Annotated in this window: 21 protein-coding genes; 6 read left to right on the top strand and 15 right to left on the bottom strand. The window is 70.4% G+C overall.

Annotation, left to right across the window (positions count from 1 at the left end; all coding sequences use genetic code 11):
* Positions 1-45 precede the first annotated feature (45 nt).
* From R3F55_23195 to R3F55_23210, 4 genes are all read right to left on the bottom strand, one after another.
* Positions 46-789 (bottom strand): ATP-binding cassette domain-containing protein, encoded by a 744-nt coding sequence (locus R3F55_23195; protein MEZ5670279.1) that lies wholly within the window; start codon positions 787-789, stop codon positions 46-48.
* 153 nt (positions 790-942) lie between these two features.
* The gene (locus R3F55_23200; protein ID MEZ5670280.1) at positions 943-2,166 is read right to left on the bottom strand and encodes a class I SAM-dependent rRNA methyltransferase; all 1,224 of its coding nucleotides are present in this window, start codon (positions 2,164-2,166) and stop codon (positions 943-945) included.
* Complete coding sequence (gene gpt / locus R3F55_23205) at positions 2,163-2,648, bottom strand: xanthine phosphoribosyltransferase (GenBank protein ID MEZ5670281.1); 486 nt, start codon at positions 2,646-2,648, stop codon at positions 2,163-2,165. Before gpt ends, R3F55_23200 begins: the two co-directional genes overlap by 4 nt.
* A 97-nt stretch (positions 2,649-2,745) precedes the next feature.
* The gene (locus R3F55_23210; GenBank protein ID MEZ5670282.1) at positions 2,746-3,174 is read right to left on the bottom strand and encodes a DUF4864 domain-containing protein; all 429 of its coding nucleotides are present in this window, start codon (positions 3,172-3,174) and stop codon (positions 2,746-2,748) included.
* A gap of 157 nt (positions 3,175-3,331) precedes the next feature.
* On the opposite strand from R3F55_23210, the gene R3F55_23215 reads away from it, so the two are divergent.
* Together R3F55_23215 and R3F55_23220 are read left to right on the top strand one after the other, a co-directional pair.
* The gene (locus R3F55_23215; protein MEZ5670283.1) at positions 3,332-4,918 is read left to right on the top strand and encodes a gamma-glutamyltransferase; all 1,587 of its coding nucleotides are present in this window, start codon (positions 3,332-3,334) and stop codon (positions 4,916-4,918) included.
* A 63-nt stretch (positions 4,919-4,981) separates the two neighbouring features.
* Entirely contained in the window at positions 4,982-5,512 is a 531-nt protein-coding gene (locus R3F55_23220) for a hypothetical protein (protein ID MEZ5670284.1), read from the top strand.
* A 10-nt stretch (positions 5,513-5,522) separates the two neighbouring features.
* On the opposite strand, the gene R3F55_23225 is transcribed toward R3F55_23220, so the two are convergent.
* Positions 5,523-5,906 (bottom strand): YbaN family protein, encoded by a 384-nt coding sequence (locus tag R3F55_23225; protein ID MEZ5670285.1) that lies wholly within the window; start codon positions 5,904-5,906, stop codon positions 5,523-5,525.
* 274 nt (positions 5,907-6,180) lie between these two features.
* Between R3F55_23225 and R3F55_23230 the strand changes: the two genes are divergently transcribed.
* Together R3F55_23230 and R3F55_23235 are read left to right on the top strand one after the other, a co-directional pair.
* Positions 6,181-7,287 (top strand): COX15/CtaA family protein, encoded by a 1,107-nt coding sequence (locus R3F55_23230; protein ID MEZ5670286.1) that lies wholly within the window; start codon positions 6,181-6,183, stop codon positions 7,285-7,287.
* A gap of 5 nt (positions 7,288-7,292) precedes the next feature.
* Positions 7,293-8,105, top strand: a complete 813-nt coding sequence (locus R3F55_23235) for a phytanoyl-CoA dioxygenase family protein (GenBank protein ID MEZ5670287.1) — start codon at positions 7,293-7,295, stop codon at positions 8,103-8,105.
* Here the strand turns inward: R3F55_23235 and R3F55_23240 are convergent.
* From R3F55_23240 to R3F55_23255, 4 genes are read right to left on the bottom strand one after another with little or no spacing between them, the layout of a single operon-like run.
* On the bottom strand, positions 8,102-8,887 hold the full coding sequence (locus tag R3F55_23240) for a class I SAM-dependent methyltransferase (protein ID MEZ5670288.1): 786 nt from the start codon (positions 8,885-8,887) through the stop codon (positions 8,102-8,104). The two genes, R3F55_23235 and R3F55_23240, sit on opposite strands and share 4 nt — an antisense overlap.
* Positions 8,888-8,902: 15 nt before the next feature.
* Entirely contained in the window at positions 8,903-9,670 is a 768-nt protein-coding gene (locus R3F55_23245; GenBank protein MEZ5670289.1) for an ABC transporter ATP-binding protein, read from the bottom strand.
* Positions 9,667-10,719, bottom strand: coding sequence for an iron ABC transporter permease (locus R3F55_23250; GenBank protein MEZ5670290.1), 1,053 nt, complete (start codon positions 10,717-10,719; stop codon positions 9,667-9,669). The genes R3F55_23245 and R3F55_23250 overlap by 4 nt, the downstream gene beginning before the upstream one ends.
* Before the next feature lie 26 nt (positions 10,720-10,745).
* Positions 10,746-11,909: an ABC transporter substrate-binding protein gene (locus R3F55_23255; GenBank protein ID MEZ5670291.1), complete on the bottom strand. Its 1,164-nt coding sequence runs from the start codon at positions 11,907-11,909 to the stop codon at positions 10,746-10,748.
* A gap of 222 nt (positions 11,910-12,131) precedes the next feature.
* Here R3F55_23255 and R3F55_23260 point away from each other — a divergent pair, with 222 nt between their 5' ends.
* Both R3F55_23260 and R3F55_23265 read left to right on the top strand, forming a co-directional pair.
* The gene (locus tag R3F55_23260) at positions 12,132-13,112 is read left to right on the top strand and encodes a ketopantoate reductase family protein (protein MEZ5670292.1); all 981 of its coding nucleotides are present in this window, start codon (positions 12,132-12,134) and stop codon (positions 13,110-13,112) included.
* A gap of 60 nt (positions 13,113-13,172) precedes the next feature.
* Entirely contained in the window at positions 13,173-14,225 is a 1,053-nt protein-coding gene (locus R3F55_23265) for an aldo/keto reductase (GenBank protein ID MEZ5670293.1), read from the top strand.
* Between the two features lie 18 nt (positions 14,226-14,243).
* On the opposite strand, the gene R3F55_23270 is transcribed toward R3F55_23265, so the two are convergent.
* From R3F55_23270 to R3F55_23295, 6 genes are all read right to left on the bottom strand, one after another.
* Positions 14,244-14,504, bottom strand: coding sequence for a DUF4170 domain-containing protein (locus R3F55_23270; protein ID MEZ5670294.1), 261 nt, complete (start codon positions 14,502-14,504; stop codon positions 14,244-14,246).
* A gap of 57 nt (positions 14,505-14,561) precedes the next feature.
* The gene (locus R3F55_23275) at positions 14,562-15,470 is read right to left on the bottom strand and encodes a phytanoyl-CoA dioxygenase family protein (protein ID MEZ5670295.1); all 909 of its coding nucleotides are present in this window, start codon (positions 15,468-15,470) and stop codon (positions 14,562-14,564) included.
* Between the two features lie 140 nt (positions 15,471-15,610).
* The gene (locus R3F55_23280; GenBank protein ID MEZ5670296.1) at positions 15,611-17,248 is read right to left on the bottom strand and encodes a peptide chain release factor 3; all 1,638 of its coding nucleotides are present in this window, start codon (positions 17,246-17,248) and stop codon (positions 15,611-15,613) included.
* A gap of 168 nt (positions 17,249-17,416) precedes the next feature.
* A complete protein-coding gene (locus R3F55_23285) occupies positions 17,417-18,124 on the bottom strand; it encodes a hypothetical protein (protein MEZ5670297.1) in 708 nt (235 codons plus the stop codon).
* A 116-nt stretch (positions 18,125-18,240) separates the two neighbouring features.
* Positions 18,241-19,296: a 2-oxoacid:ferredoxin oxidoreductase subunit beta gene (locus R3F55_23290; GenBank protein ID MEZ5670298.1), complete on the bottom strand. Its 1,056-nt coding sequence runs from the start codon at positions 19,294-19,296 to the stop codon at positions 18,241-18,243.
* 16 nt (positions 19,297-19,312) lie between these two features.
* On the bottom strand, positions 19,313-20,756 hold a 1,444-nt coding region (locus R3F55_23295), incomplete at its 5' end, for a 2-oxoacid:acceptor oxidoreductase family protein (GenBank protein ID MEZ5670299.1).

Here is a 20,756-nt window from a genome sequence, read left to right on the forward strand (position 1 = left end):
GTGCCTAGCTAGCCCGCTGAACGCATCGGTGGTTGCGGTCGCACATCACGCCGCCTCGATCGCGCCGGTGATCAGGCCGGTGACCTCCTCGGGCGAGGAATCCTTGATCTTCTTGTCGGCCACCTTGCGGCCGCGACGCATCACCACGATGCGGTCGCAGACGGCGAACACGTCGGGCATGCGGTGGCTGATCAGGATGACCGCGATGTTCTGTTCCTTCAGCCGGTGGATCAGGTCGAGAACCTCCTTGACCTGGCGCACGCTGATCGCCGCGGTCGGCTCGTCCATCAGGATGATCTTGGCCTGGGCCAGCCGGGTGCGGGCGATCGCCACCGCCTGGCGCTGGCCGCCGGACATGCGCTTGACCGTATCGCTGGCCCGGGTTTCGGACTTCAGCTCGTCGAACAGCTCGCGCGACCGGTCGCGCATGCCGCGATAGTTCAGCGCCGGGATGAAGCCCAGCAGCATCTGCCACCGCTCGCGCCCGAGGAACACGTTGTCCGACGCGCTCAGATTATCGCACAGCGCCAGATCCTGGTAGACGACCTCGATGCCCTTGGCGCGCGCTTCCACCGGCCGGTGGAAATGGACCACATGGTCGTCGATCCTGATGCTGCCGCCGTCGGGCGGGAAATTGCCGGCGATCATCTTGACCAGGGTCGACTTGCCGGCGCCGTTGTCGCCCATCAGGCCGACAACCTCGCCCGGCTCGATCGTCAGATCCACGCCACCGACCGCCTCAATGGCGCCAAAGCGCTTGACTACGCCTGTCAAGGCCAGCAGGGCCACGATACCTCCCACCCGATGTGCGCCGTCCGCGGCTCCAGGGACATGCCGGCCCGGCCGCGGTTCGAGAGCACTTTCGTCATATGATAGTGTTCTTGGGCGGCACAGTTACGCGCCGGCAACCCGATGTCAACATCCGGTGACATCGACCCGAAGTCAATCGAGCTGCAGCGTGACGGCCTTCAAGTAGGCGGTTTCCGGCAGGTGCGGGTGCACCGGATGGTCCGGCGCTGCGCCCGACTGCCGCAGGATGCGCCCGCCGCGCCGGGCGTCGTGAATGCCGGCGGTCACCGCCGCGGCGAACGAGTCCACCGGCACGTTGTGCGAGCACGAGGCGACGAATAGGAAGCCGCCGGGTGCGACAAGGCGCGCGGCAAGCCGCGTCAACTTGTGATAGCCGCGGACGGCGGCGTGGAGGTCCTTTTTCGACTTGGCAAAGGCGGGTGGATCGCAGACCACCACGTCGAAGCGCGCGCCGCGCTCGGCCAGCGCGGCCAGCTCGGCAAAAGCCTCGGCCTTGACGAAGCTGCAGCGCGCGGCGACGCCGTTGTCCTCCGCCGCCCGCCGTGCGAGAGCGAGCGCGTGGTCGGAACGGTCGACCGCGGTGACGCTTTCGGCGCCGGCGCGGGCGGCCTGGATCGCGAAGCCGCCGCTGTGGCTGTAGACGTCCAGCATCCGAGCGCCGCCGCACAGCGTGGCGACGAAGGCGCGGTTGTCGCGCTGGTCGTAGAACCAGCCGGTCTTCTGGCCGGTGGTCAGGTCGGCGAAGAAGCGGGCCTCGCCTTCCTCCACCGCCACCGCGTCTGTCGGGACCGGGCCGACGACGCTGTCGTCGCCGCCCAGCCCTTCCACGGCCCGCGCCGGCGTGTCGTTGCGCCGGACCACCGTCGCCACGCCGGTCACGGCGCGCAGCGCCTCGACCAGCGGCTCCGCCAGCCGTTCGAAGCCGGCCACGTTGATCTGCACCGCGGCGGCATCGCCATAGCGGTCGACGATGACGCCGGGCAGGCCGTCGGCCTCGGCGTGGATCAGGCGGTAGTACGGCCGGCCGACCAGGCGCCGGCGCAGGTTCAGCGCCGCCTCGAAGCGGCGGGCGAACCAGTCGCGGTCGGGCACCACGTCCGGCCGGCGGTCGATCAGCCGCGCGCAGATCAGCGGCCGGGCGTTGAACAGCGCCGTGCCGTACAGATGGCCGTCGTCGGCGACCAGGTTGACCGGGCTGCCCGGCGGCAGCGCCTTGTCGTCCGCCGTCAGCTTCAACTCGTTGGAATACAGCCACGGGTGGCCCTGACGCATGCGCCGGCCGTGCTTCGGCAGGATGTGCAGCCGCGGCAGGCCTTGCGCGCCGGTGCCGTCCGTCGGCTCGTCGGGCGCGGTCACCGGCCTTGCGTGGCCAGCGGCTGGGCGAACTGCAGCTCCAGGTCCCACGGGAAATAGATCCAGGTGTCCTGGCTGACCTCGGTGATGAAGGTGTCGACCAGCGGCCGGCCGGCCGGCTTGGCATAGACGGTGGCCAGGTGCGCCTTCGGCAGCATGTCCTTGACGATCTGGGCGGTCTTGCCGGTGTCGACCAGGTCGTCGACCACCAGCAGCCCCTCGCCGTCGCCTTCGACCCGCTTCAGGATGTGCGCCTCGCCCTGCTTCTTCTCGCCGTGGTAGCTGGAGATGCAGATCGTATCGATCAGGCGCACGTCGAGTTCGCGCGCCACGACCGCCGCCGGCACCAGCCCGCCGCGGGTGATGGCGACGATGCCGGCCCAGGGGCCGCCGGACATCAGCCGCCAGGCGAGCGCGCGCGCGTCGCGATGCAGCTGCTCCCAGGAAACCGGATAGTTCTTGCTGTAGCCCTCGCTGTCCGCCATCGCCCGATTCCCCTCGCCGCTGCCGATGGGCGATGCGTATAGCCGTGCGGACGGGCCGACCGCAAGGCCGGCCGGGACGCGAGGGCGGGCGTCGGCGTCAGACCGAAAGGCCGGCGTCGATCAGCTGGCAGCCGGCGATGCGCCAGCTGCCGTCGGGCTGGCGCTCCATCGTGTAGCGCGCGATCACCGGCGTGCCGTCGGGTCCGACCAGATAGACGTCCTGCACCGGCAGGCTGCCGCTGAGGTCGAGGTCGCGGAAGGCGTGGCTCTGCGGCCGATAGACCGGGGCGTAGCCGTTGCGCACCATGTCCATGAAAAATTCCGGGGTCTGGAACATCGAGCGGATGCCGGGCGAGGCATAGGAGAACGCCTTGGCCCCGTCGTCGCTGCGGAACGCTTCGAGCTGCGATTCGATCACCGCGGCGATCGCGGCGCGGTCCGAATCCGCCAGTCCCTGGGCGCGGGCGGGCGCGACCTGGACGGCAAGGGCGATCGCCAGGGCGAACAGGACGGGCAGTGCGCGCATCACGAGACCTCCATTTGCCACGGCCGACGATACAGCCATCTAGTACGTGACAGGGCCCCGAACAGGCCTGTATCGGTGATTGTACAGTCAATTGCGGGTAGACCGCAGCGGCGCGCCGTCGCTTGCGCCGCCGCCACGTCGGGGAGGGTGATCGGCGATGCTCAGCTCGCGCTTCTGTCGCAACGGCATGGTCGTCGCGCCGCACCATCTGGCGGCGGAGGCCGGCCTGGCCGTGCTGCGCGACGGCGGCAATGCGGCCGAGGCGGCAGTGAGCGTGGCGGCGACCCTGGCCGTGGTCTATCCGCACATGAACGGAATCGGCGGCGACAGCTTCTGGCTGGTGCGCGAGGCGGCGGGCGGCATCGTCGGCATCGACGCCTGCGGCGCGGCCGGCGCGCAGGCTACCGCGGCATTCTACGCCGGCTGGGACGTGGCGACGATCCCGCCGCGCGGCCCGCTTGCCGCCAACACGGTATCCGGCACGATCTCGGGCTGGCAGGCCGTTCTCGACATCGGCGCCCGGTGGGGCGGGCGGCTGCCGCTGGCACGCCTGCTGACCGAGGCGATCGACCATGCCCATCTGGGCTGTCCCATTGCGGAGAGCCTGGCGGACATGCTGGAAGGCCATGGCGCGGAACTGGCCGGCGTCGCCGGTTTCGCCGACACCTTCCCGACCGGCGCGGCGGCCCGCGCCGGCGCCCTGTGGCGGCAGCCGCGGCTGGCGGCCACCCTGCAGGGGCTGGTCGACGACGGCCTGGACAGCTTCTACCGCGGCGCCGTGGCCGAGGCGGTCGCCGCCGACCTGGCGGCGGTCGGCGCGCCGGTGGGGCTCGCCGACCTCGGCGAATGCCATGCGACCGAGGTTTCGCCGCTGTCGCTGAAGCTTTCGGTCGGCAAGGCGTTCAACATGCCGCCGCCGACCCAGGGCGCGGCGTCGCTGATGATCCTGGGCCTCTACGATCGGCTGCGCGCCGACGGCGACGACGAGCTGGCGCTGATCCACAAGGTGGTGCAGGCGACGACCAGCGCCTATCGCGTGCGCGACAGCGCCATCGGCGACCCGTCGGCGATGACCGCGCGGCCGGCCGACTGGCTGGCGGCGGACGCGCTCGACCGCCGTGCGGCGGGAATCGACGTCGGCCGGGTGGCACCCTGGGGTGCGCCGGAGGACGGCGGCGACACGGTCTGGTTCGGCGTGATCGACGGCGCCGGCCGGGCGATCAGCGCGATCCAGAGCGTGTTCTGGGAGTTCGGCTCGGGCGTCGTGCTGCCGAAGACCGGCATCCTGTGGCAGAACCGCGGCTCCAGCTTCCATCTCGGCGGCGGCGGCCCGCGCGCTCTGCAGCCCGGCCGCAAGCCGTTCCACACGCTGAATCCGGCGATGGCCGAGCTCGGCGACGGCCGGGTGGTGGTCTATGGCACCATGGGCGGCGACGGCCAGCCACAGTCGCAGGCTGCGATGCTGGCGCGATACGCCTGGCTCGGCCAGGGTGCGCAGGCGTCGGTCACCGCGCCGCGCTGGCTGATGGGCAAGACCTGGGGGCAGGAAACCGCGTCGCTGAAGATCGAGAGCCGTTTCGCGCCCGGCACCGCCGACCGGCTGCGCGCGCTCGGCTATGCCGTCGACGAGATGGGCGCCTTCGATTCGCTGCTGGGCCATGCCGGCATGCTGGTGCGCCACCCGTCCGGCACGCTGGAGGGCGGGTCCGACCCGCGCAGCGACGGAACCGTTGCCACATTTTGACCGCATCGCTGCGGTCTGCTGTGCAGTGGACCTTCTCCACTGCGGCTTGGGAGGAAACGGCGCATGCGTGTTTCGCCCTGGATCGGCGTCTGCGGGGCCGTGGTCGTCGCGGTACCGCTTGGCGTGCTGGCGGGCGACCAGATCGTCGCGGACCGCGTCGAACAACAGGACGCGCTGGCGACCGCGTGGGACGATGCGCGCCAGGTCGGTGCGGACGCCTGGACCTGGACCGGCGACCGGGCCGAGGGCGCGGTCGCCTGGGCGCAGGATCCGCAGACCTGGGACGATGCCGTCGCGGCCGGCCGCAGCGCCTGGGCCTGGACCGAGCAGGCCGGTCTCGATGCCTGGACCGGCGCGGTGACGGCCGGCGCCAACGCCTATGCGTGGAGTGCCGCGGCCGCGGTCGACGCCGCCCGGTGGACCGGCGACACGCTGGATCAGGGCTGGCAGGCCACGTTGGACGCGGCGGATGCGGCCGGCGGTGCCGCCGCGCAGGCCGTGGACGCCACCGTCGACGGAGCGAGCGCAGCCGCCGATGCGGCGGGCGAAGCCTGGAACGAGGCCGAGCAGGCGATCGGCGAGCTGCTGGAATAGCGCGCCGGGATCAGCGCGGTCCCGGCGGCGGCAGCGGTCGGCTGAGGATGAAGACGGTGACGCCGACCAGCACGGTGGCCTGGATCGCCAGCACCGTCGTCGACACGCCGATCAGCAGCGAGATCCCGAAGGCGGCCGCGATCGCCACCAGCGCCAGCGTCTTCGCGCGGCGAGAGATCGCGCCGTGATCGCGCCAGGCGCGGATCGGCGGGCCCAGCCTGGGGTGGTCCAGCAGCCAGTCGTGCACGCGCTGCGAGCCGCGCGCGAAGCAGAACGCGGCCAGCAGCAGGAACGGCGTGGTCGGGACCAGCGGCAGGACGATGCCGATGATGCCGGCCGCGAGCGACAGCGCGCCTGCGGCGAACCACGCCGCCCGGCCGGTGCCGGTCGCCATCGATGTGAGCCGTCTTGCCATCGCCATCTTCGTGCCGCCCTCCGCCGGGGCCGGCCGTTCGATTGAACGGTGCCGGCGCGTCCATCGCAAGCATCTTCGCACAGCATGCTGACCAAGGTGTTACGGCGCGGCACCGCGAGCGGATCGCCGCCCGCCGTTTTGCGGCTTTCGGCCGCAAGCCGCTTGAGTGCGCGCGGCTTCGGGTGCACCAGTTGCGGCGGTGGGGGCCCCGGCCACGGACCGCCCCCGTGGGGGAGGTCGGGCGGAGCGACCGTTGACCGCGATCGGACATGCCACAAATCCCGGCACGCCGGCCGGCAGCCGCGCGGAGGTGGCGCGCCTGCGCCGGCCGCGCACGGTCGCGCTGTGGCTGCTGCTGTGCTGCGCGATGATCCTGGCGATGGTGGTGATCGGCGGCATCACCCGGCTGACCGAGAGCGGTCTGTCGATCACCCGCTGGCAGCCGGTCGAAGGCATCCTGCCGCCGCTCAGCGACGCCGCCTGGCAGCAGGCCTTCGCCGACTATCGCCAGACCCCGGAGTATCGCGAGGTCAACGCCGGCATGTCGCTGGAGCAGTTCCAGGCGATCTACTGGTGGGAATACGTCCACCGGCTGTGGGGCAGGCTGATCGGACTGGTGTTCGCGGTACCGCTTTTGGTGTTGGCGCTGCGCCGGCGCATCCCGGCCTGGACCCGGCCGCACCTGGTCGGCCTGTTCGCGCTCGGCGCGCTGCAGGGGGCGATCGGCTGGTGGATGGTGCAGAGCGGCCTGGTCGACCGCACCGACGTCAGCCAGTACCGGCTGACGGTGCATCTGGTCATGGCGCTGGCGATCTTCGCCTACATGCTGTGGGTCGCGTTGCGGCTGCTGCGCGGCGACGGGGCGGCCGGCGGCGGCGAGGCGGTTCCGCGCTTCCACCTGATCGGATTCTCGGTGCTGATCGTCCTCACCCTGTGCTGGGGCGGGCTTACCGCCGGCACCAATGCCGGCTGGCTCTACAACGAGTTCCCGCTGATGGGCGGCCGGCTGGTGCCGGCCGATTTCGGCGCGCTCGACCCGGCCTGGCTCAACCTGGTCGAGAATCCCGGCGCGATCCAGTGGGTGCATCGCCTGCTCGCCACGCTGACCGTGCTGGTCGGGCTCGCGCTCGCGGTGCGGCTGTGGTCCGGGCGCTGCGGTCCGGCGGCGGTGCGCGCCGCCGGGCTGCTCGGCCTTGCCCTCCTGGTGCAGTACGGCCTGGGCGTCGCGACGCTGTTGAGCGTGGTCGAACTGCCGCTGGCGGTATTGCACCAGGCCATGGCGGTGCTGGTTGTCGCCGCCACGGTCGGGGTGTGGCATGCTTGCCTCGCGTCGCGGCCCGGCGACGCACGGCTGGTGTGAGGGTCATGCAGAACGGGACGGCGGCTGTGCGGCTGGATGCCGACGAGGCGGAGCGCTATCGCGCCGACGGGCTGGTGGTGCCGCGGTTGCGGCTGGACGACGCCACGCTGGCGCGTCTGCGCGCCGCGCTGGACCGGGTGCTGGCCGACAATCCGGACCACCGGCCCGAAAACCTGATGAACGTGCACATCGCCGACGGGCCTGAGGGCGTGCGCGGCCAGCAGGCCTTTCTCGACCTCGCCCACGACGACCGCATCCTCGACCTGGTCGAGCCGCTGATCGGCCCGGATCTCATCCTCTGGGGCTGTGCCCTGTTCTGCAAGCCGGCCGGCGCCGGGCGCGCCGTGCCCTGGCATCAGGACGGCCACTACTGGCCGATCCGGCCGCTGGCGACCTGCACCGTCTGGGTGGCGCTGGACCGGTCCGACACCGGCAACGGTTGCATGCGCTACGTCGCGGGGTCGCATCGGCACGGCCTGATGCGCCATCGCACCAACGACGCCGACGGCCTTGCCCTCAACCAGGAATTGGACCCCGACCTGCTCGATGCCGGCGCCATGCGCGACGTGGTGCTCGACCCGGGCGAGATGTCTCTGCACGACGTCTTCCTGGTGCACGGGTCGAACGCCAACACCTCCGACCGCCGGCGCGCCGGCGTCGTGCTGCGCTACATGCCGGCGACCTCGCTGTTCGACCGCGATGTGCCGCCAGTGCCGGGGACCAGCGGCACATCCGCGCCGAATTTCGCTGCACGCCCGATCTTCCTCGTCCGCGGCGAAGACCGGACCGGCCGCAACGTGATGCGGCCGGCAGTCTAGCCGGCGGCCGTCCCGCGCTTGCAGGCCGACACGGCGAAACGGCTGGCCGCGCGCAGCCGCAGGCGGTCTGTTAGCGGGGCGCCACGCAGTCCCGGACCGTAGATCCCACCCATGCCGTGGCGGCGGAAGCCGGTGAAACCGGCGCGGCCGAGGTCGTCGGCCAGTCGTGCGGCGGTCAACCCGTCGCGATAGTGGACCTGTGCGAGGATCGCGGCGTGCCGCTCCGGGTCGCCGTCGCCGCTGCGCTTGGCGCCGAGCCGGTTCGCCAGCGCGCGCAGCAGGCGGCCGACCGGTGTCGGCCGCACCCAGTTGCCGTCGACCACCAGCAGCCGGCCGCCTGGTTTCAGCACGCGGTGCCAGGCCGCGAAGGCAGCGGGCGGATCGAGCAGCGTCCACACCAGGTGGCGGGTGACGACGGCGTCGTAGCTGTCGTCGGGCTCGCCGGCCAGCGTCTCGGCGTCGGCGAGCCGGCCGCGCCAGTCCTTGCCGCGGTGCTTCGCCCGCGCGCGGTCCAGCATCGGCTCGGCGAAGTCGACGCCGGTGACGGCGGCGCCACGGGCCAGCAGCATGCGGCTGATCTCGCCGGTGCCGCAGGCGACGTCGAGCACCCGCCGGCCGGCGAGGTCGCCGAAGGCCGCGTCGAGCAGGGCGTGCCAGTACGGCGCCTCGAAGCGATCGTCGATGCGATGGCCGGGGGAATCGTCGAAGGTCTCGGCGCGCCGCGACCAGTATTCGCGGATGTCCTCCTTCAGCGTCCAGTTCGCGCGTGCGGCGTCGTCCATCGGTTCGCTCCCCGGCTACAGGCTCGCCTCGATCACAGGCGTGCCGCGGCCGGTGACGTCGACGTCGATCCGCACGCCATAGGCCGCGCCGCACAGCGGCGACGACAGCACGTCCAGCGGCGGCCCGTCGCCGACGATGCGGCCGTCGGCCATCAGCGCCACGCGGTCGGCATGGCGGGCGGCGAGGTTCAGGTCGTGCAGCGCGACCACGACGATGCGCCGGTCGCGGCGCGCGACCTCGCGCGCCACCGCCAGCACGTGCAACTGGTGGCGCAGGTCGAGCGCGCTGGTCGGCTCGTCAAGCAGCAGCACCGGCGCCGGTCGCGCCAGACCCATCGCCAGGGCGGCGAGCTGCTGCTGCCCGCCGCTCAGCGTGTGCAGCTCGCGCTCGGCCAAATGGCCGATACCGACCCGGGCCAGTGCCGCCTCGGCCGCAGCCAGGTCGTCGGGCCGCGGCCTGGCGCGGCGCCCCGCCATGCGGGCGACCAGCGCGGCGTCCACCACCGGCAGGCGGGCCTGGCTGGCGTAGGTCTGCGGTACATAGCGCACGCGCTCCGCCCGGTCGGCGCGCGAGAGCCCGTGCAGCGCCTCGCCGTGCAGCGTGATCCGGCCGGCGGCGGCCGCCGTCACGCCGGCGACAGCGCGCATGAGGCTGGACTTGCCGGCGGCGTTGGGGCCGACCAGGGCGGTGACGCTACCGGGCGCGAGGTCGGCGACGCTGACCGCGCGGACGACCTCCGCCTGGCCGTAGCGCACGCTGAGGCTGTGGATATCGAGGCTCACGCGATGTAGCTCCGCCGGTTCAGGATCAACGAGATGAAGAACGGCACGCCGACCAGCGCGGTGATGATCCCGACGGGATAGATCACGCCGGGCACGATGTTCTTGGCGGCGATCGAGGTCAGCGACAGGATCAGCGCGCCGCACAGCGCCGACAGCGGCACGAACCAGCGCTGGTCCTCGCCGACGAGCAGGCGGGCGATGTGCGGCCCGACCAGGCCGACGAAGCCGATCACGCCGACGAAGGAGACGGCGGTCGAGGCGAGCAGCGCGACCTGGATCAGCACTTGCAGGCGCAGCCGGTCGACATCGACCCCGAAGCTTGCTGCGCGGTCGTCGCCCATGCGCAGCGCCGTCAGCGCGAAACGGTGGCGCCACATCAGCGGCACCAGCACCGCGAACAGCGTCGCGCCGATCGCGATCTTGATCCAGCTTGCCCGCGTCAGCGAGCCCATCATCCAGAACACGATCTGGGCAAGTTGGGTCTCGGAGGCGCGGTACTGCAGCAGGCCGAGGATGGCGTTGAAGGTGAACATCAGCGCGATGCCGAACAGGATCATCGTGCTGGGCGAGACGCCGCGATAGCGGGTCAGGGCATAGATCGCCAGCGCTGTGACGAAGGCGAAGACGAAGGCATTGGTCGTCACGATCAGCGGCCCGGCGACCGGCGCGACGCCCAGTCCGAACACGATCGCGACCGCGGCGCCGACGCTGGCCGCCGACGAGATGCCGAGGGTGAACGGGTCGGCCAGCGGGTTGCCGAGGATGGTCTGCATCTGCGCGCCGGCCACGCCGAGCATGGCGCCGACCAGCACGGCCATGGCCGCGACCGGCAGGCGGATGTCCCAGACGATCACCGCGGTGCGCAGGTCCTGGTCGGACGGTGCGAACAGCGCGGCGAGGATCTCGCCCGGGCTGAGCCAGCCCGGGCCGGTGCCGATGTCGGCCAGCAGCGACAGCAGCAGCGCTGCGGCGCCGATCGCCAGGGCGGAGGCGTTGCGGGCGGCGCGGCGCTGCAGGCCGGCGGCGGGGCGGTCCGCCGGCCTGCGCATGGGCCCGTCGACCGGCCGGTCGACCATCAGTCGAGCCGGGCCCAGAACACGCCGCTCAGCGGGATCGGCGAGAACCGCTCGTGATACGCCGCGTGCACCGTCTCCGGGTCGAGGTCGGCGAACAGCTCCGGGTACATCCACTTGGCGAAGACCTGCAGCGCGACCAGATGCGACGGGCTCATGTAGAACTGGTGGTAGACGGAATAGAACTGCCTGTTGCGAACGGCGCCGAGCGCTTCCCAGCCCGGACGGGCGGCGAGGACCGCCAGCGCGCGCTGGACCGCTTCGGCATCGGTCTCGTAGCCGAACGGCACGCCCAGCGACTGCGGCTGCGCCTCCGACCAGTCGGCGCCGGTGCCGATGATCATCGCCGGGTCCTCGGCGAACAGGGTCTCCGGGTTGATCTGGCCGCCGAGCCCGGCAAAGCGGCTCGATCCCCAGTTGATGCCGCCGGCCGCCTCCAGGATCGCGCCCAGATTGGCGTCGCCGAAGGTCAGGCAGCATGTTTCCGGGTCGTAGCCGGCGGCGCGTTCCATCACCACCGGCAGCCGGTCGCCGTCCGGAATCTGCGCGGCGCGGACGGTGACCTTGCGGGTCTCGCTCAGGTAGAAGTCGTTGAATTCGCGCGCCCGGTCTTCCCGGCCCAGCAGCCGTCCGAGGATGTCGATGCTCGGTGCGGTGTTCTCCAGCGGGCTCTCGCGGAAGTCGACCACGACTGTGGGGATGCCGGCGGCGTCCAGTGTGTCGAGGATGCCATTCTGCGCCACCTTGTAGTAGGCGGACAGCGAGAGCAGGACCAGGTCGGCGTCCAGCGCGATGGCCTTCTCGACGCTGAAGTCGCCGGCATAGGCGCTGCCGAAGCGCGGCACGTCGGCCGCCTCCGGGAAGAGCGCCACGTACTGGCGGTAGGTGCCGGGGTCGTAGAGCACCATGTCCTCGGCCCAGCCGGCGATGCGGCCGAACGGATCTTCGGTCTCCAGCACCCCGTAGCCGTACATCAGCCGGCCCTCGGCCAGCACGATGCGCTGCGGCGGCTCCGGCAACGTCACGCTCCGCCCGGCAATGTCGACGACGGTGACGGGTTCGGCCCGCGCCGCGACGACGGTCAGGGCCGCGAACAACAGGGTCAGCGCCCATAGCGGCGTGAGCCGGCAAAGCCGCTGCGCCATCCCTTGCGCCAGTGATCTCATCTCATTCTCCGTGGTTCCGGCCGCTGGCCGTCCGTTGGTCTCGAGGCGGGGTTCGACCCGCCGGCGGTGCAATGGGGATGACTGCGAATGCGAATGACTCGCATTACTGAGATTGATGCCCGAACGCCGTGGCGCCGGCAAGCAGAATCTTGGCCGGGCGGATTGGACGGCCAGGCGCTAAGCTGGCGGCCTAGAGAGTCGAGGGCGACGCAGGGGGATCGGATGCGGATCTGTGTGATCGGCGCGGGCGCGCTGGGGGGCAGCTATGGCGGCCGGCTGGCGCTGGCCGGCGCGGACGTGACGCTGGTCGACGTCTGGCAGGCGCATGTGGAGGCGATCGGCCGCGACGGACTGCGGCTGGACGGCGTTCCCGGCGACCGGCGGGTCCGTGTCGCCGCGGCGACGGGGCCGCAGGGGCTGGCGCCATTCGACATGGCCATCGTCACGGTCGATGCCAACCACAGCGGCGAGGCCGCGAAGACGGCGGCCGCGGCGCTGAAGCCGGACGGGTTTGCGCTGACGCTGCAGAACGGCATCGGCAATGTGGAGACCCTGGTCGCTGCCCTGGGCAGGGCGCGCGTAGTCGGCGGCTCCAGCATGTGCAGCGCGGCGGTGCAGGGACCGGGCCACGTGACCCAGACCCACCAGGGACCGACCACCGTCGGCGAGCTCGACGGCGGCGGCTCGCCGCGCGTCGACGCGCTGAAGGCCCTGCTGGAGGGGGCCGGCTTCGACACCAGGATCGCGCCGGACGTGCTTGCGGTGATCTGGCAGAAGTTCCTGCTCAACCTTTCGATCAACCCGATCTGCGCGGTGACCGGGCTGCGGCTCGGCGAGCTGGCGCGCCTGCCCGCGGTCGACGCGTTCCAGGACCGGATCATCGCGGAGGCGCTGGCGGTGGTCGCCGCCAAGGGGCTCAATCTGCCCGACCCGGACATCCGCGGCACCATCAAGCGCCACACATGGTCGAAATACAGCCGGCCTTCGATGCTGCAGCACGTCGACATGGGGCGACGGACCGAGATCGACGCGCTCAACGGCGCCCTGGTGCGCGAGGCGCAGGCGCTGGGCGTGGCCGTGCCGTTCAACGAGGCGCTGACGGCGCTGGTGAAGGGGCGCGAGTTCGCACGGATGCGTGCCGTGAACGAGCCGGATGTCGACTATGACGCGCTGGAATCGGCCGCCGGACCCTGGCCGGGCTGAGCGCGGGCCGCTACCTTCCATCCAGCCACGGCGATTCGATCCAGAGGGGGGAGACCGGCAATGGAATACCGCTCACTCGGCAGCTCCGGGCTGAAGGTCTCGGCGCTGTGCATGGGCACCATGACCTTCGGCTACAACAAGAGCGGGCCGACCGGCTCGGTCGGCGTCAAGGAGGCCAAGCGCCAGATCGACCAGTGCCTCGACGCCGGCGTCAACATCATCGACACCGCCAACATCTATTCGCGCGGCGCGTCAGAGGAGATCATCGGCGAGGCGCTCGGCAAGAAGCGCGGCGACGTGCTGATCGCAACCAAGGGCCGGTTCAACATGGGCGGCGGCCCGAACGACGGCGGCAACAGCCGGATCAACCTGATCCGGGCATGCGAGCAGAGCCTGAAGCGGCTGAAGACCGACTGGGTCGACCTCTACCAGGTGCACCTGTGGGACGGGCAGACGCCGGTCGAGGAGACGATGGAAGCGCTCGACACCCTGGTCCGCTCCGGCAAGGTGCGCTACGTCGGCTGCTCGAACTTCTCCGCCTGGCACGTGATGAAGGCGCTGGCCGCGGCGCGGGAGCGCAGCCTGCAGCCCTTCGTCAGCCATCAGATCCACTATTCGCTGGAGTCCCGCGACGCGGAGTACGAGCTGGTGCCGCTGGCGCTGGACCAGGGGCTTGGCCTGATGATCTGGAGCCCGCTGGCGGGCGGTCTGCTGACCGGCAAGTTCCGCCGCGACGGCAAGGGGCCGAAGGGCGCGCGGCACCACAATCTCAAGTTCCACGAGCCGCCGATCTACGATTACGACCGGCTGTGGGCGATCGTCGACGCGCTTGTTGCGGTGGCCGAAAGCCGCGGCGTCTCGCCGGCGCAGGTCGCGCTGGCCTGGCTGCTGTCCCGGCCGGCGGTCAGCACGGTGATCGTCGGCGGCCGCACCGCCGAGCAGTTCGCCGACAACCTCGCCGCCGCGGACCTCAAGCTGTCGGCGGAGGAACTGGCCCGGCTCGAGAAGGTCGGCAGGCCGAACCTGCTCTACCCCTATTGGCACCAGGCCTCGGTCGCCAACGACCGGCTCGGCGCCGCCGACCTGTCGCTGATCGGCCCGCACCTCGGCTGAGGCCGGGCCGCGGCGGCATCAGTGGTCGTGGTCGCCGTGGGTCTTGTCCGTCTCCGGGTCGAGCAGACGGTGCAGGTGCACGACGAAATAGCGCATGTGGGCGTTGTCCACCGTCGCCGCCGCCTTGCCGCGCCAGGCCTTGTAGGCCTCGGCATAGTTGGGATAGACGCCGACGACGTCGATCTCGTCCAGGTTCTTGAATTCGGTCGACTTCGGGCTGACCAGCTCGCCGCCAATCACGAGGTGCAGAAGCTGCTTGCCGCCTTGTGTCTCTGCCATGGTCCGACTCGCGCGGTTGGGGAACGGCGGCACCTTAAGCCGGAACAGGCTACCGAATCACGAATAGCCGCCTCCGACCCGGGCAACGGGTGCTGAACCGCGCGGGGCTGTCACGTCGAAGAGCCAGCGCTGCGCCGCGTCGAGCCGGTCATACAGGTCGGCGGTCAGGTAGTCCTGCTGCGGCAGCTGTTGCTTCAGATCGCGGCGTGTGTAGGTCAGGTGCAGCATGCGGCGGCGCGCATCGGTTCTCTTGCGGGTGCCGCCGTGCCAACAGCTGGAGTTGAACACCGCAACGGAACCGGCCGGGATCGTGACCAGGACCTCGCCGGGATAGGGTGCGAACGGGTCTTCCGGAAAACGGTCGAAAGCGAGCAGGTCGCGGTCGGTCACTTCCGACGGCATCACGTTCTCGCCCGGCACGTTGAACTCCGGCCAGTGCTGCGACCCGGGCACGATTCGGGTCGGGCCGTTGTCCGGCGTCATGTCGTCGAACATGATCAGGGAATTGACCAGCCACCAATCGCCCTTCCACCGCTTCTGCACGTCGGAATGCAGCGGCTGGTGACCGAAGCCCTTGTGCGGCTCGCGCAGGTTCGCGCCATGCAGCTTGACCTCGCCGAGCAGGTGGGCGGATGCGGCCAGCAGTGGGCCGATGAACAGGCACCGGTCGAAGGCGCGGGACTTGTTGAAGATGTTCGAGATCCGGGTGGAGCCGATCTGCAGCCCGGCGGCGCGGCCTTCTTGCGGATTGTAAAGCCGGCCATCCTTGCCTTCCAGGCTGACTTCCATCCCCGCGTCAGCACCGTCCGCGGCGCGCAGGCGGTCGAACTCGGCGCCCATCTCCGCGCACTCATCCGCTGTGAAAACGCCATCGAGGATGAAGAAGCCGTCTTCGTCGAAGCGGCGGCGCTGCTCCCCGGTCAGGGGCGGAACGCCGAGCGCATTCAGAGCCTCGCGTGTGTCCATGAAGCGTTTCCCGACTTCTTTCGTGCCGCCACACCTTCCGGTCCGGTCCGGATCGCGGCGCGTTGTTGCGAGAATAGATCGAAACGTTTCGACGGATGAAGCCGAAAAAGCCTGACCGCGGCTTGGGTCCAACCGGGAGGTCAGGCCCGTTCGCGGGTGGCGAGGAAGCGGATGGCGGGCCAGTCCTGCTGCATGAACTTCAGCGACCAGGCATCGCGGGCGAGGTAGACCGGGGCGCCGCTGCGGTCCTCGGCGAGCACCGAGCGGTTGGCGGCGACGAAGCGCTGCAGTTCGGCCTTGTCGTCCGACGCGGCCCAGCGCGCCATCGTCGCGGCAGTGCTCTCGAAGGCGATCGGGACGCCGTATTCGCTGCCGACGCGGGCAGCGAGAACGTCGAGCTGCAGCGCGCCGACAACGCCGACCAGCCAGTCGGAGCCGAGCATGGGCCGGAATACCTGGGTGACGCCCTCGTCGGCCAGATCGCCCAGCGCCTTGCCCAGCTGTTTGGCCTTGATCGCCTCGCCCAGCCGGACGCGGCGGATGATCTCCGGCGCGAAGTCGGGAATGCCGGTGACCTGTAGGCTGCGGCCCTCGGTCAGGGTGTCGCCGACGTTCAGCGTCCCGTGGTTGGGAATGCCGATCACGTCGCCAGCCACGGCTTCCTCGGCCGTCTCGCGCTCCTGCGCGAAAAAGAACATCGGGCTGGAAACGGCCAGGTCGCGGCCGCTGCGCACGTTGCGCAGCTTCATGCCGCGGCGGAAGGTGCCGGAACACAGGCGCACGAAGGCGATGCGGTCGCGATGGTTCGGGTCCATGTTGGCCTGGACCTTGAACACGAAGCCGGCGACCTCCTTGTCGGCCGGGTCGATCGGATCTTCATGCGTCGGCTGCGGCCGCGGCGGCGGCGCCCAGGCGGCGATGGCATGCAGCAGTTCGCGCACGCACACGCCGCGGATCGCCGAGCCGAAGAACACCGGCGTCAGGTGACCTTCGCGATAGGATTCGAGGTCGAATGCGGGCAGCGAGGCGCGGGCGATCTCCAGCGATTCCAGCGCGGTGGCCGAAACCGGGTCGGCGGCCAGCGCGGCGGCGTCGGGGTTGGCGCCGATCTTGGCCCGCGCCGCGGCGCCGGCGTCGCCTTCCGGCATCATCACCCGGCCGTCGGCGACGCCGATGCAGCCGCGGAAGTCGACGCCCATGCCCAGCGGCCAGCTGGCCGGCGTGACGTCGAGTGCCAGCGTGTTGGCGATCTCGTCGAGCAGTTCCAGCGGGTCGCGGCCTTCGCGGTCGGCCTTGTTGATGAAGGTGATGATCGGGATGTCGCGCAGCCGGCAGACCTCGAACAGCTTCAGCGTCTGGCTCTCGATGCCGCGGGCCGCGTCGATCACCATGATGGCGGAATCGACCGCCGTCAGGGTGCGGTAGGTATCTTCGGAGAAGTCGGCATGGCCCGGGGTGTCGAGCAGGTTGAAGGTCAGCCCCTCGTGCTCGAAGGTCATCACCGACGACGTCACCGAGATGCCGCGCTTCTGCTCGATCTCCATCCAGTCGGAGCGCGAGCGGCGCTGCTCGCCCCGCGCCCGCACCGCGCCGGCCAGCCGGATCGCACCCGAGGCGTGCAGCAGCTTCTCGGTCAGCGTGGTCTTGCCGGCGTCCGGATGCGAGATGATGGCAAAGGTGCGCCGGCTGGCGAAGCCTTGCGCGGGCGCCGCGGGCGCACTGCGCTCGGCACGGCTCGTCGACGCGGGACGGGCGTCGGATGGCAGGGCTTGGTTCATCGGTTCGGAGTTCCTCGTGCGCGCCGCGGACCTTAGGCGCAACGCGCCGGCATGTACAGCCCGGCCCCGGCCGCGGGCCGGGGCAGATCCCGCATCAGATGGTGCGTCCGGCCGTCGATACCAGGGTGTTCGCGATTCCCTGGCGACGACTGCGGCCGGGCCGGGCGCCTACACGATAATCGCGTTCGACATGACGTTGGCGACCACTTCCTTCGATTCCGCGTGCACCTCGATGCCCTGCGTCTTCAGGTAGTTCATCAGACCGCGGACGTCGGCCGCCTCGCTGCTGCCGCCGGAGATCAGCCCGACATAGTCGCTGCTGGCCTGGTCGAGGTTGGCAACCGACTTGACATACAGCTTCTTGGCGGTCTTGCCGTCGACATAGATCCCGAGCGACACGAAGTCGGTCATCTCGCCAAGGCTGCCGAACTGACCCTTGGCGGCCCGTTGCACCGTGTACATCGACGAGCCCAGCTCGCTGGTCATCGTGCCGGACGCGCTGCCGTAGTGGCACAGGATCGTGCCGGGCTTGGTGCGGCCGGTGACCAGCAGGCTGCGATAGTCGGGCACGAAGCCGGCGCTGAAGCAGCAATCGAGCACGATGGTCCATGCCGAGATGCTGAGGCTCATCAGCTTGGCCAGCAGCTCCTGCGCCGCATCGACGCCGAGGCCGTTGAGCTGCGTCGGCTTGGTGCCGATGAAATTGCCGTGGCTGCCGCTCATCACGAGATAGTCGATCTCGCCGCGATGGCTCGCTGGGATCGACGTGACGTCGACGGAGCTGGCGTTGCGCGCGTAGGTGATGACGTGCGCTGCGGGAATGTGGTGCTGGAGATGAGGTTCGTCGTTGCAGAGAAGCTGGATCATCTTCGCCATGGACCGGCTCCGCTTCGGGTGGGAAACGCGGTCAGCATAGGCGAAAATGTCTGAACGAACCGCTCATGTGCGCACCGGCCGCCGGCGTGGCGCCCGGACGGGCGCCTGGCGCGGGCTCAGCGGTGCGCCGCGTTGATCGCGTCGAGCGCCTTGCTGCCCGGGCACAGATCGGCATCGCGCAGCGCGTTCAGCGGGCCCGGCGTGGTACGCATCAGGTCGTGCAGCTCGGTCTCCTCGAGGTCCAGGGCCAACAGCCCGGTCGGGATCTCGCCGGCCGCACGGCGGCGGGCGAGCTCGGGCAACGCGGCCGCGGGATCGGTCGGGTCGTAGTCGGGCGACAGCTTGTGCAGGCGGATCGCCGTGCCGTCGTGCAGGACCACGTCCGTCGAGCTGCCTTCGGCGTAGTCGGCCTCGATGGCCGCGCGCGCCGGAACCAGGTCGAGCCGGTCCATCGCCGCGTTGTGGTCGCGGACATAGTCGTAGCTCTTGGTCGAGGCGGCGTGGTTGTTGAACGTCACGCAGGGCGAGATCACGTCGATGAAGGCGAAGCCGCGATAGCGGATCGCCGCCTTGATCAGCGGCACCAGCTGGTGCTTGTCGCCGGAAAAGCTGCGCGCGACGAAGCCGGCGCCGAGCTCGATCGCCATCGCGCACAGATCGATCGGCGCGTAGGGATTCTCCAGGCCCTTTCGGCTCTTCGACGCCTTGTCGTTGGTGGCCGAGAACTGGCCCTTGGTCAGGCCGTAGGTGCCGTTGTTCTCGCAGATATAGACCATGTTCAGCTTGCGCCGCACCGCGTGGCAGAACTGGCCGAGCCCGATCGAGGCCGTGTCGCCATCGCCGGAGACCCCGATGTAGACCAGGTCGCGATTGGCCAAGTTGGCGCCGGTCGCCACCGAGGGCATGCGGCCGTGCACGCTGTTGAAGCCGTGGGCGCGGTTGAGAAAGTAGTTGGTGGTCTTCGACGAGCAGCCGATGCCGGAGACCTTGGCGATGCGGTGGGCCGGCAGGTCGAGCTCGAAGCAGGCCTCGATGATCGCCGCCGTGACCGAATCGTGGCCGCAGCCGGCGCACAAGGTGGAGATCACGCCCTCGTAGTCGCGCCGGGTGAGGCCGAGGCCGTTCACCGGCAGGGCGGGATGATGGAACTTCGGCTTGGCGAGGTGGGTCATCGGGGCTGGCCTCGGTCTATTCGGCGGCGGTGATCGGGGCGCCGCCGGCGGCGGCGATGCGGTCGTCGCGCTCCAGAATGTCGAGAATGGCGCCCTCGACGAAGGCGGCGGTCAGCGGCATGCCGTCGACATTGGTCACCGCCACCAGCTTCGACGCCGGGATTCCGGTCTCGGCCAGCAGCAGGTGGCGCATCTGCGCGTCGCGGTTCTGCTCGACCACGAACAGGAAGTCATGGCGTTCGGCGAAGGCCTCGACGTCGTCGGTGAACGGAAAGGCGCGGATGCGCATGTGGTTGAGGCCGTGGCCGCGGCGCGCCAGCAGTTCGATCGCCTCGACCACCGCCGGTTCGGTCGAGCCGAAATTGACGATGGCCAGCCGCGACTTCGCGCTGATGTCGCGAATCGCCGGCTTCGGCACCAGCCCCTTGGCGGTGGCGATCTTCCGGTCGATGCGGGCGAGGTTGCGCGCGTTGACCGCACCGTCCTCGGTATAGGCGCCCGACTCGGTGTGCGAGGTGCCGCGGGTGAAATAGGCACCCTTGGTCGGGTGGGTGCCGGGAATGGTGCGATAGGGAATACCGTCGCCGTCGACGTCGCGGTAGCGGCCGAATTCGGCGACGGCGTCGAGGCCCGCCGCGTCCAGCACCTTGCCGCGATCGGCGACGCGGGCATCGTCCCAGCTCAGCGCGTCGACCACCCAGTCGTTCATGCCGATGTCGAGGTCGCTCAGCACGAACACCGGCGTCTGCAGGCGGTCGGCCAGGTCGAAGGCGTCGGCGCCGAAGGTGAAGCACTCGCCGGGGTCGGCCGGCAGCAGCAGCACGTGGCGGGTGTCGCCGTGGCTGGCGTAGGCGCAGGCCAGCAGGTCGGACTGCTGGGTGCGGGTCGGCATGCCGGTCGACGGCCCGCCGCGCTGGATGTCGAAGATCACCAGCGGGATTTCGGCGAAATAGGCCAGCCCGATGAACTCCGCCATCAGCGAGATGCCGGGACCGGAGGTGGCGGTGAAGGCGCGGGCGCCATTCCAGTTGGCGCCGACCGCCATGCCGACCGCGGAGAGCTCGTCTTCCGCCTGGATCACCGCCACGTTCAGGCTGCCGTCCTCGTTGCGGCGCAGCCGGCCGGCATGCTTCTCGAAGAACTCGGCCAGCGAGGTCGACGGCGTGATCGGGTACCACGACGCGACGGTGGCGCCGGCATAGAGCGCGCCCAAGGCGGCGGCCTCGTTGCCGGTGATCATGATCTTGCCGCCGGTGCCGTCGGCCTTGCGCACGCGAACGGGCAGCGGATGCTCGATGTGGTCGCGGACGAAGTCGCGGCCGATGTGCAGCGCCTGCAGATTGGGATCGACCAGCTTCGGCTTGGCGCGGAACTGGTCGGCGATCAGGCCTTCCAGGGTCTCGATGTCGAGCTCGATCAGGCGCGACAGCGCGCCGAGGTAGATCACGTTCTTGAACAGC

The organism is Alphaproteobacteria bacterium, assembly GCA_041396705.1.
GTDB lineage: Bacteria > Pseudomonadota > Alphaproteobacteria > CALKHQ01 > CALKHQ01 > CALKHQ01.

Excerpts from the sequence above, each read along its gene's own strand:
- gpt (MEZ5670281.1), bottom strand. The coding sequence starts at position 2,648 with ATGGCGGACAGCGAGGGCTACAGCAAGAACTATCCGGTTTCCTGGGAG.
- R3F55_23260 (MEZ5670292.1), top strand. The coding sequence starts at position 12,132 with ATGCGGATCTGTGTGATCGGCGCGGGCGCGCTGGGGGGCAGCTATGGC.
- R3F55_23275 (MEZ5670295.1), bottom strand. The coding sequence starts at position 15,470 with ATGGACACACGCGAGGCTCTGAATGCGCTCGGCGTTCCGCCCCTGACC.
- R3F55_23225 (MEZ5670285.1), bottom strand. The coding sequence starts at position 5,906 with ATGGCGACCGGCACCGGCCGGGCGGCGTGGTTCGCCGCAGGCGCGCTG.
- R3F55_23270 (MEZ5670294.1), bottom strand. The coding sequence starts at position 14,504 with ATGGCAGAGACACAAGGCGGCAAGCAGCTTCTGCACCTCGTGATTGGC.
- R3F55_23265 (MEZ5670293.1), top strand. The coding sequence starts at position 13,173 with ATGGAATACCGCTCACTCGGCAGCTCCGGGCTGAAGGTCTCGGCGCTG.
- R3F55_23285 (MEZ5670297.1), bottom strand. The coding sequence starts at position 18,124 with ATGGCGAAGATGATCCAGCTTCTCTGCAACGACGAACCTCATCTCCAG.
- R3F55_23255 (MEZ5670291.1), bottom strand. The coding sequence starts at position 11,909 with ATGAGATCACTGGCGCAAGGGATGGCGCAGCGGCTTTGCCGGCTCACG.
- R3F55_23235 (MEZ5670287.1), top strand. The coding sequence starts at position 7,293 with ATGCAGAACGGGACGGCGGCTGTGCGGCTGGATGCCGACGAGGCGGAG.
- R3F55_23220 (MEZ5670284.1), top strand. The coding sequence starts at position 4,982 with ATGCGTGTTTCGCCCTGGATCGGCGTCTGCGGGGCCGTGGTCGTCGCG.
- R3F55_23240 (MEZ5670288.1), bottom strand. The coding sequence starts at position 8,887 with ATGGACGACGCCGCACGCGCGAACTGGACGCTGAAGGAGGACATCCGC.
- R3F55_23215 (MEZ5670283.1), top strand. The coding sequence starts at position 3,332 with ATGCTCAGCTCGCGCTTCTGTCGCAACGGCATGGTCGTCGCGCCGCAC.
- R3F55_23210 (MEZ5670282.1), bottom strand. The coding sequence starts at position 3,174 with ATGCGCGCACTGCCCGTCCTGTTCGCCCTGGCGATCGCCCTTGCCGTC.
- R3F55_23250 (MEZ5670290.1), bottom strand. The coding sequence starts at position 10,719 with ATGCGCAGGCCGGCGGACCGCCCCGCCGCCGGCCTGCAGCGCCGCGCC.
- R3F55_23290 (MEZ5670298.1), bottom strand. The coding sequence starts at position 19,296 with ATGACCCACCTCGCCAAGCCGAAGTTCCATCATCCCGCCCTGCCGGTG.
- R3F55_23280 (MEZ5670296.1), bottom strand. The coding sequence starts at position 17,248 with ATGAACCAAGCCCTGCCATCCGACGCCCGTCCCGCGTCGACGAGCCGT.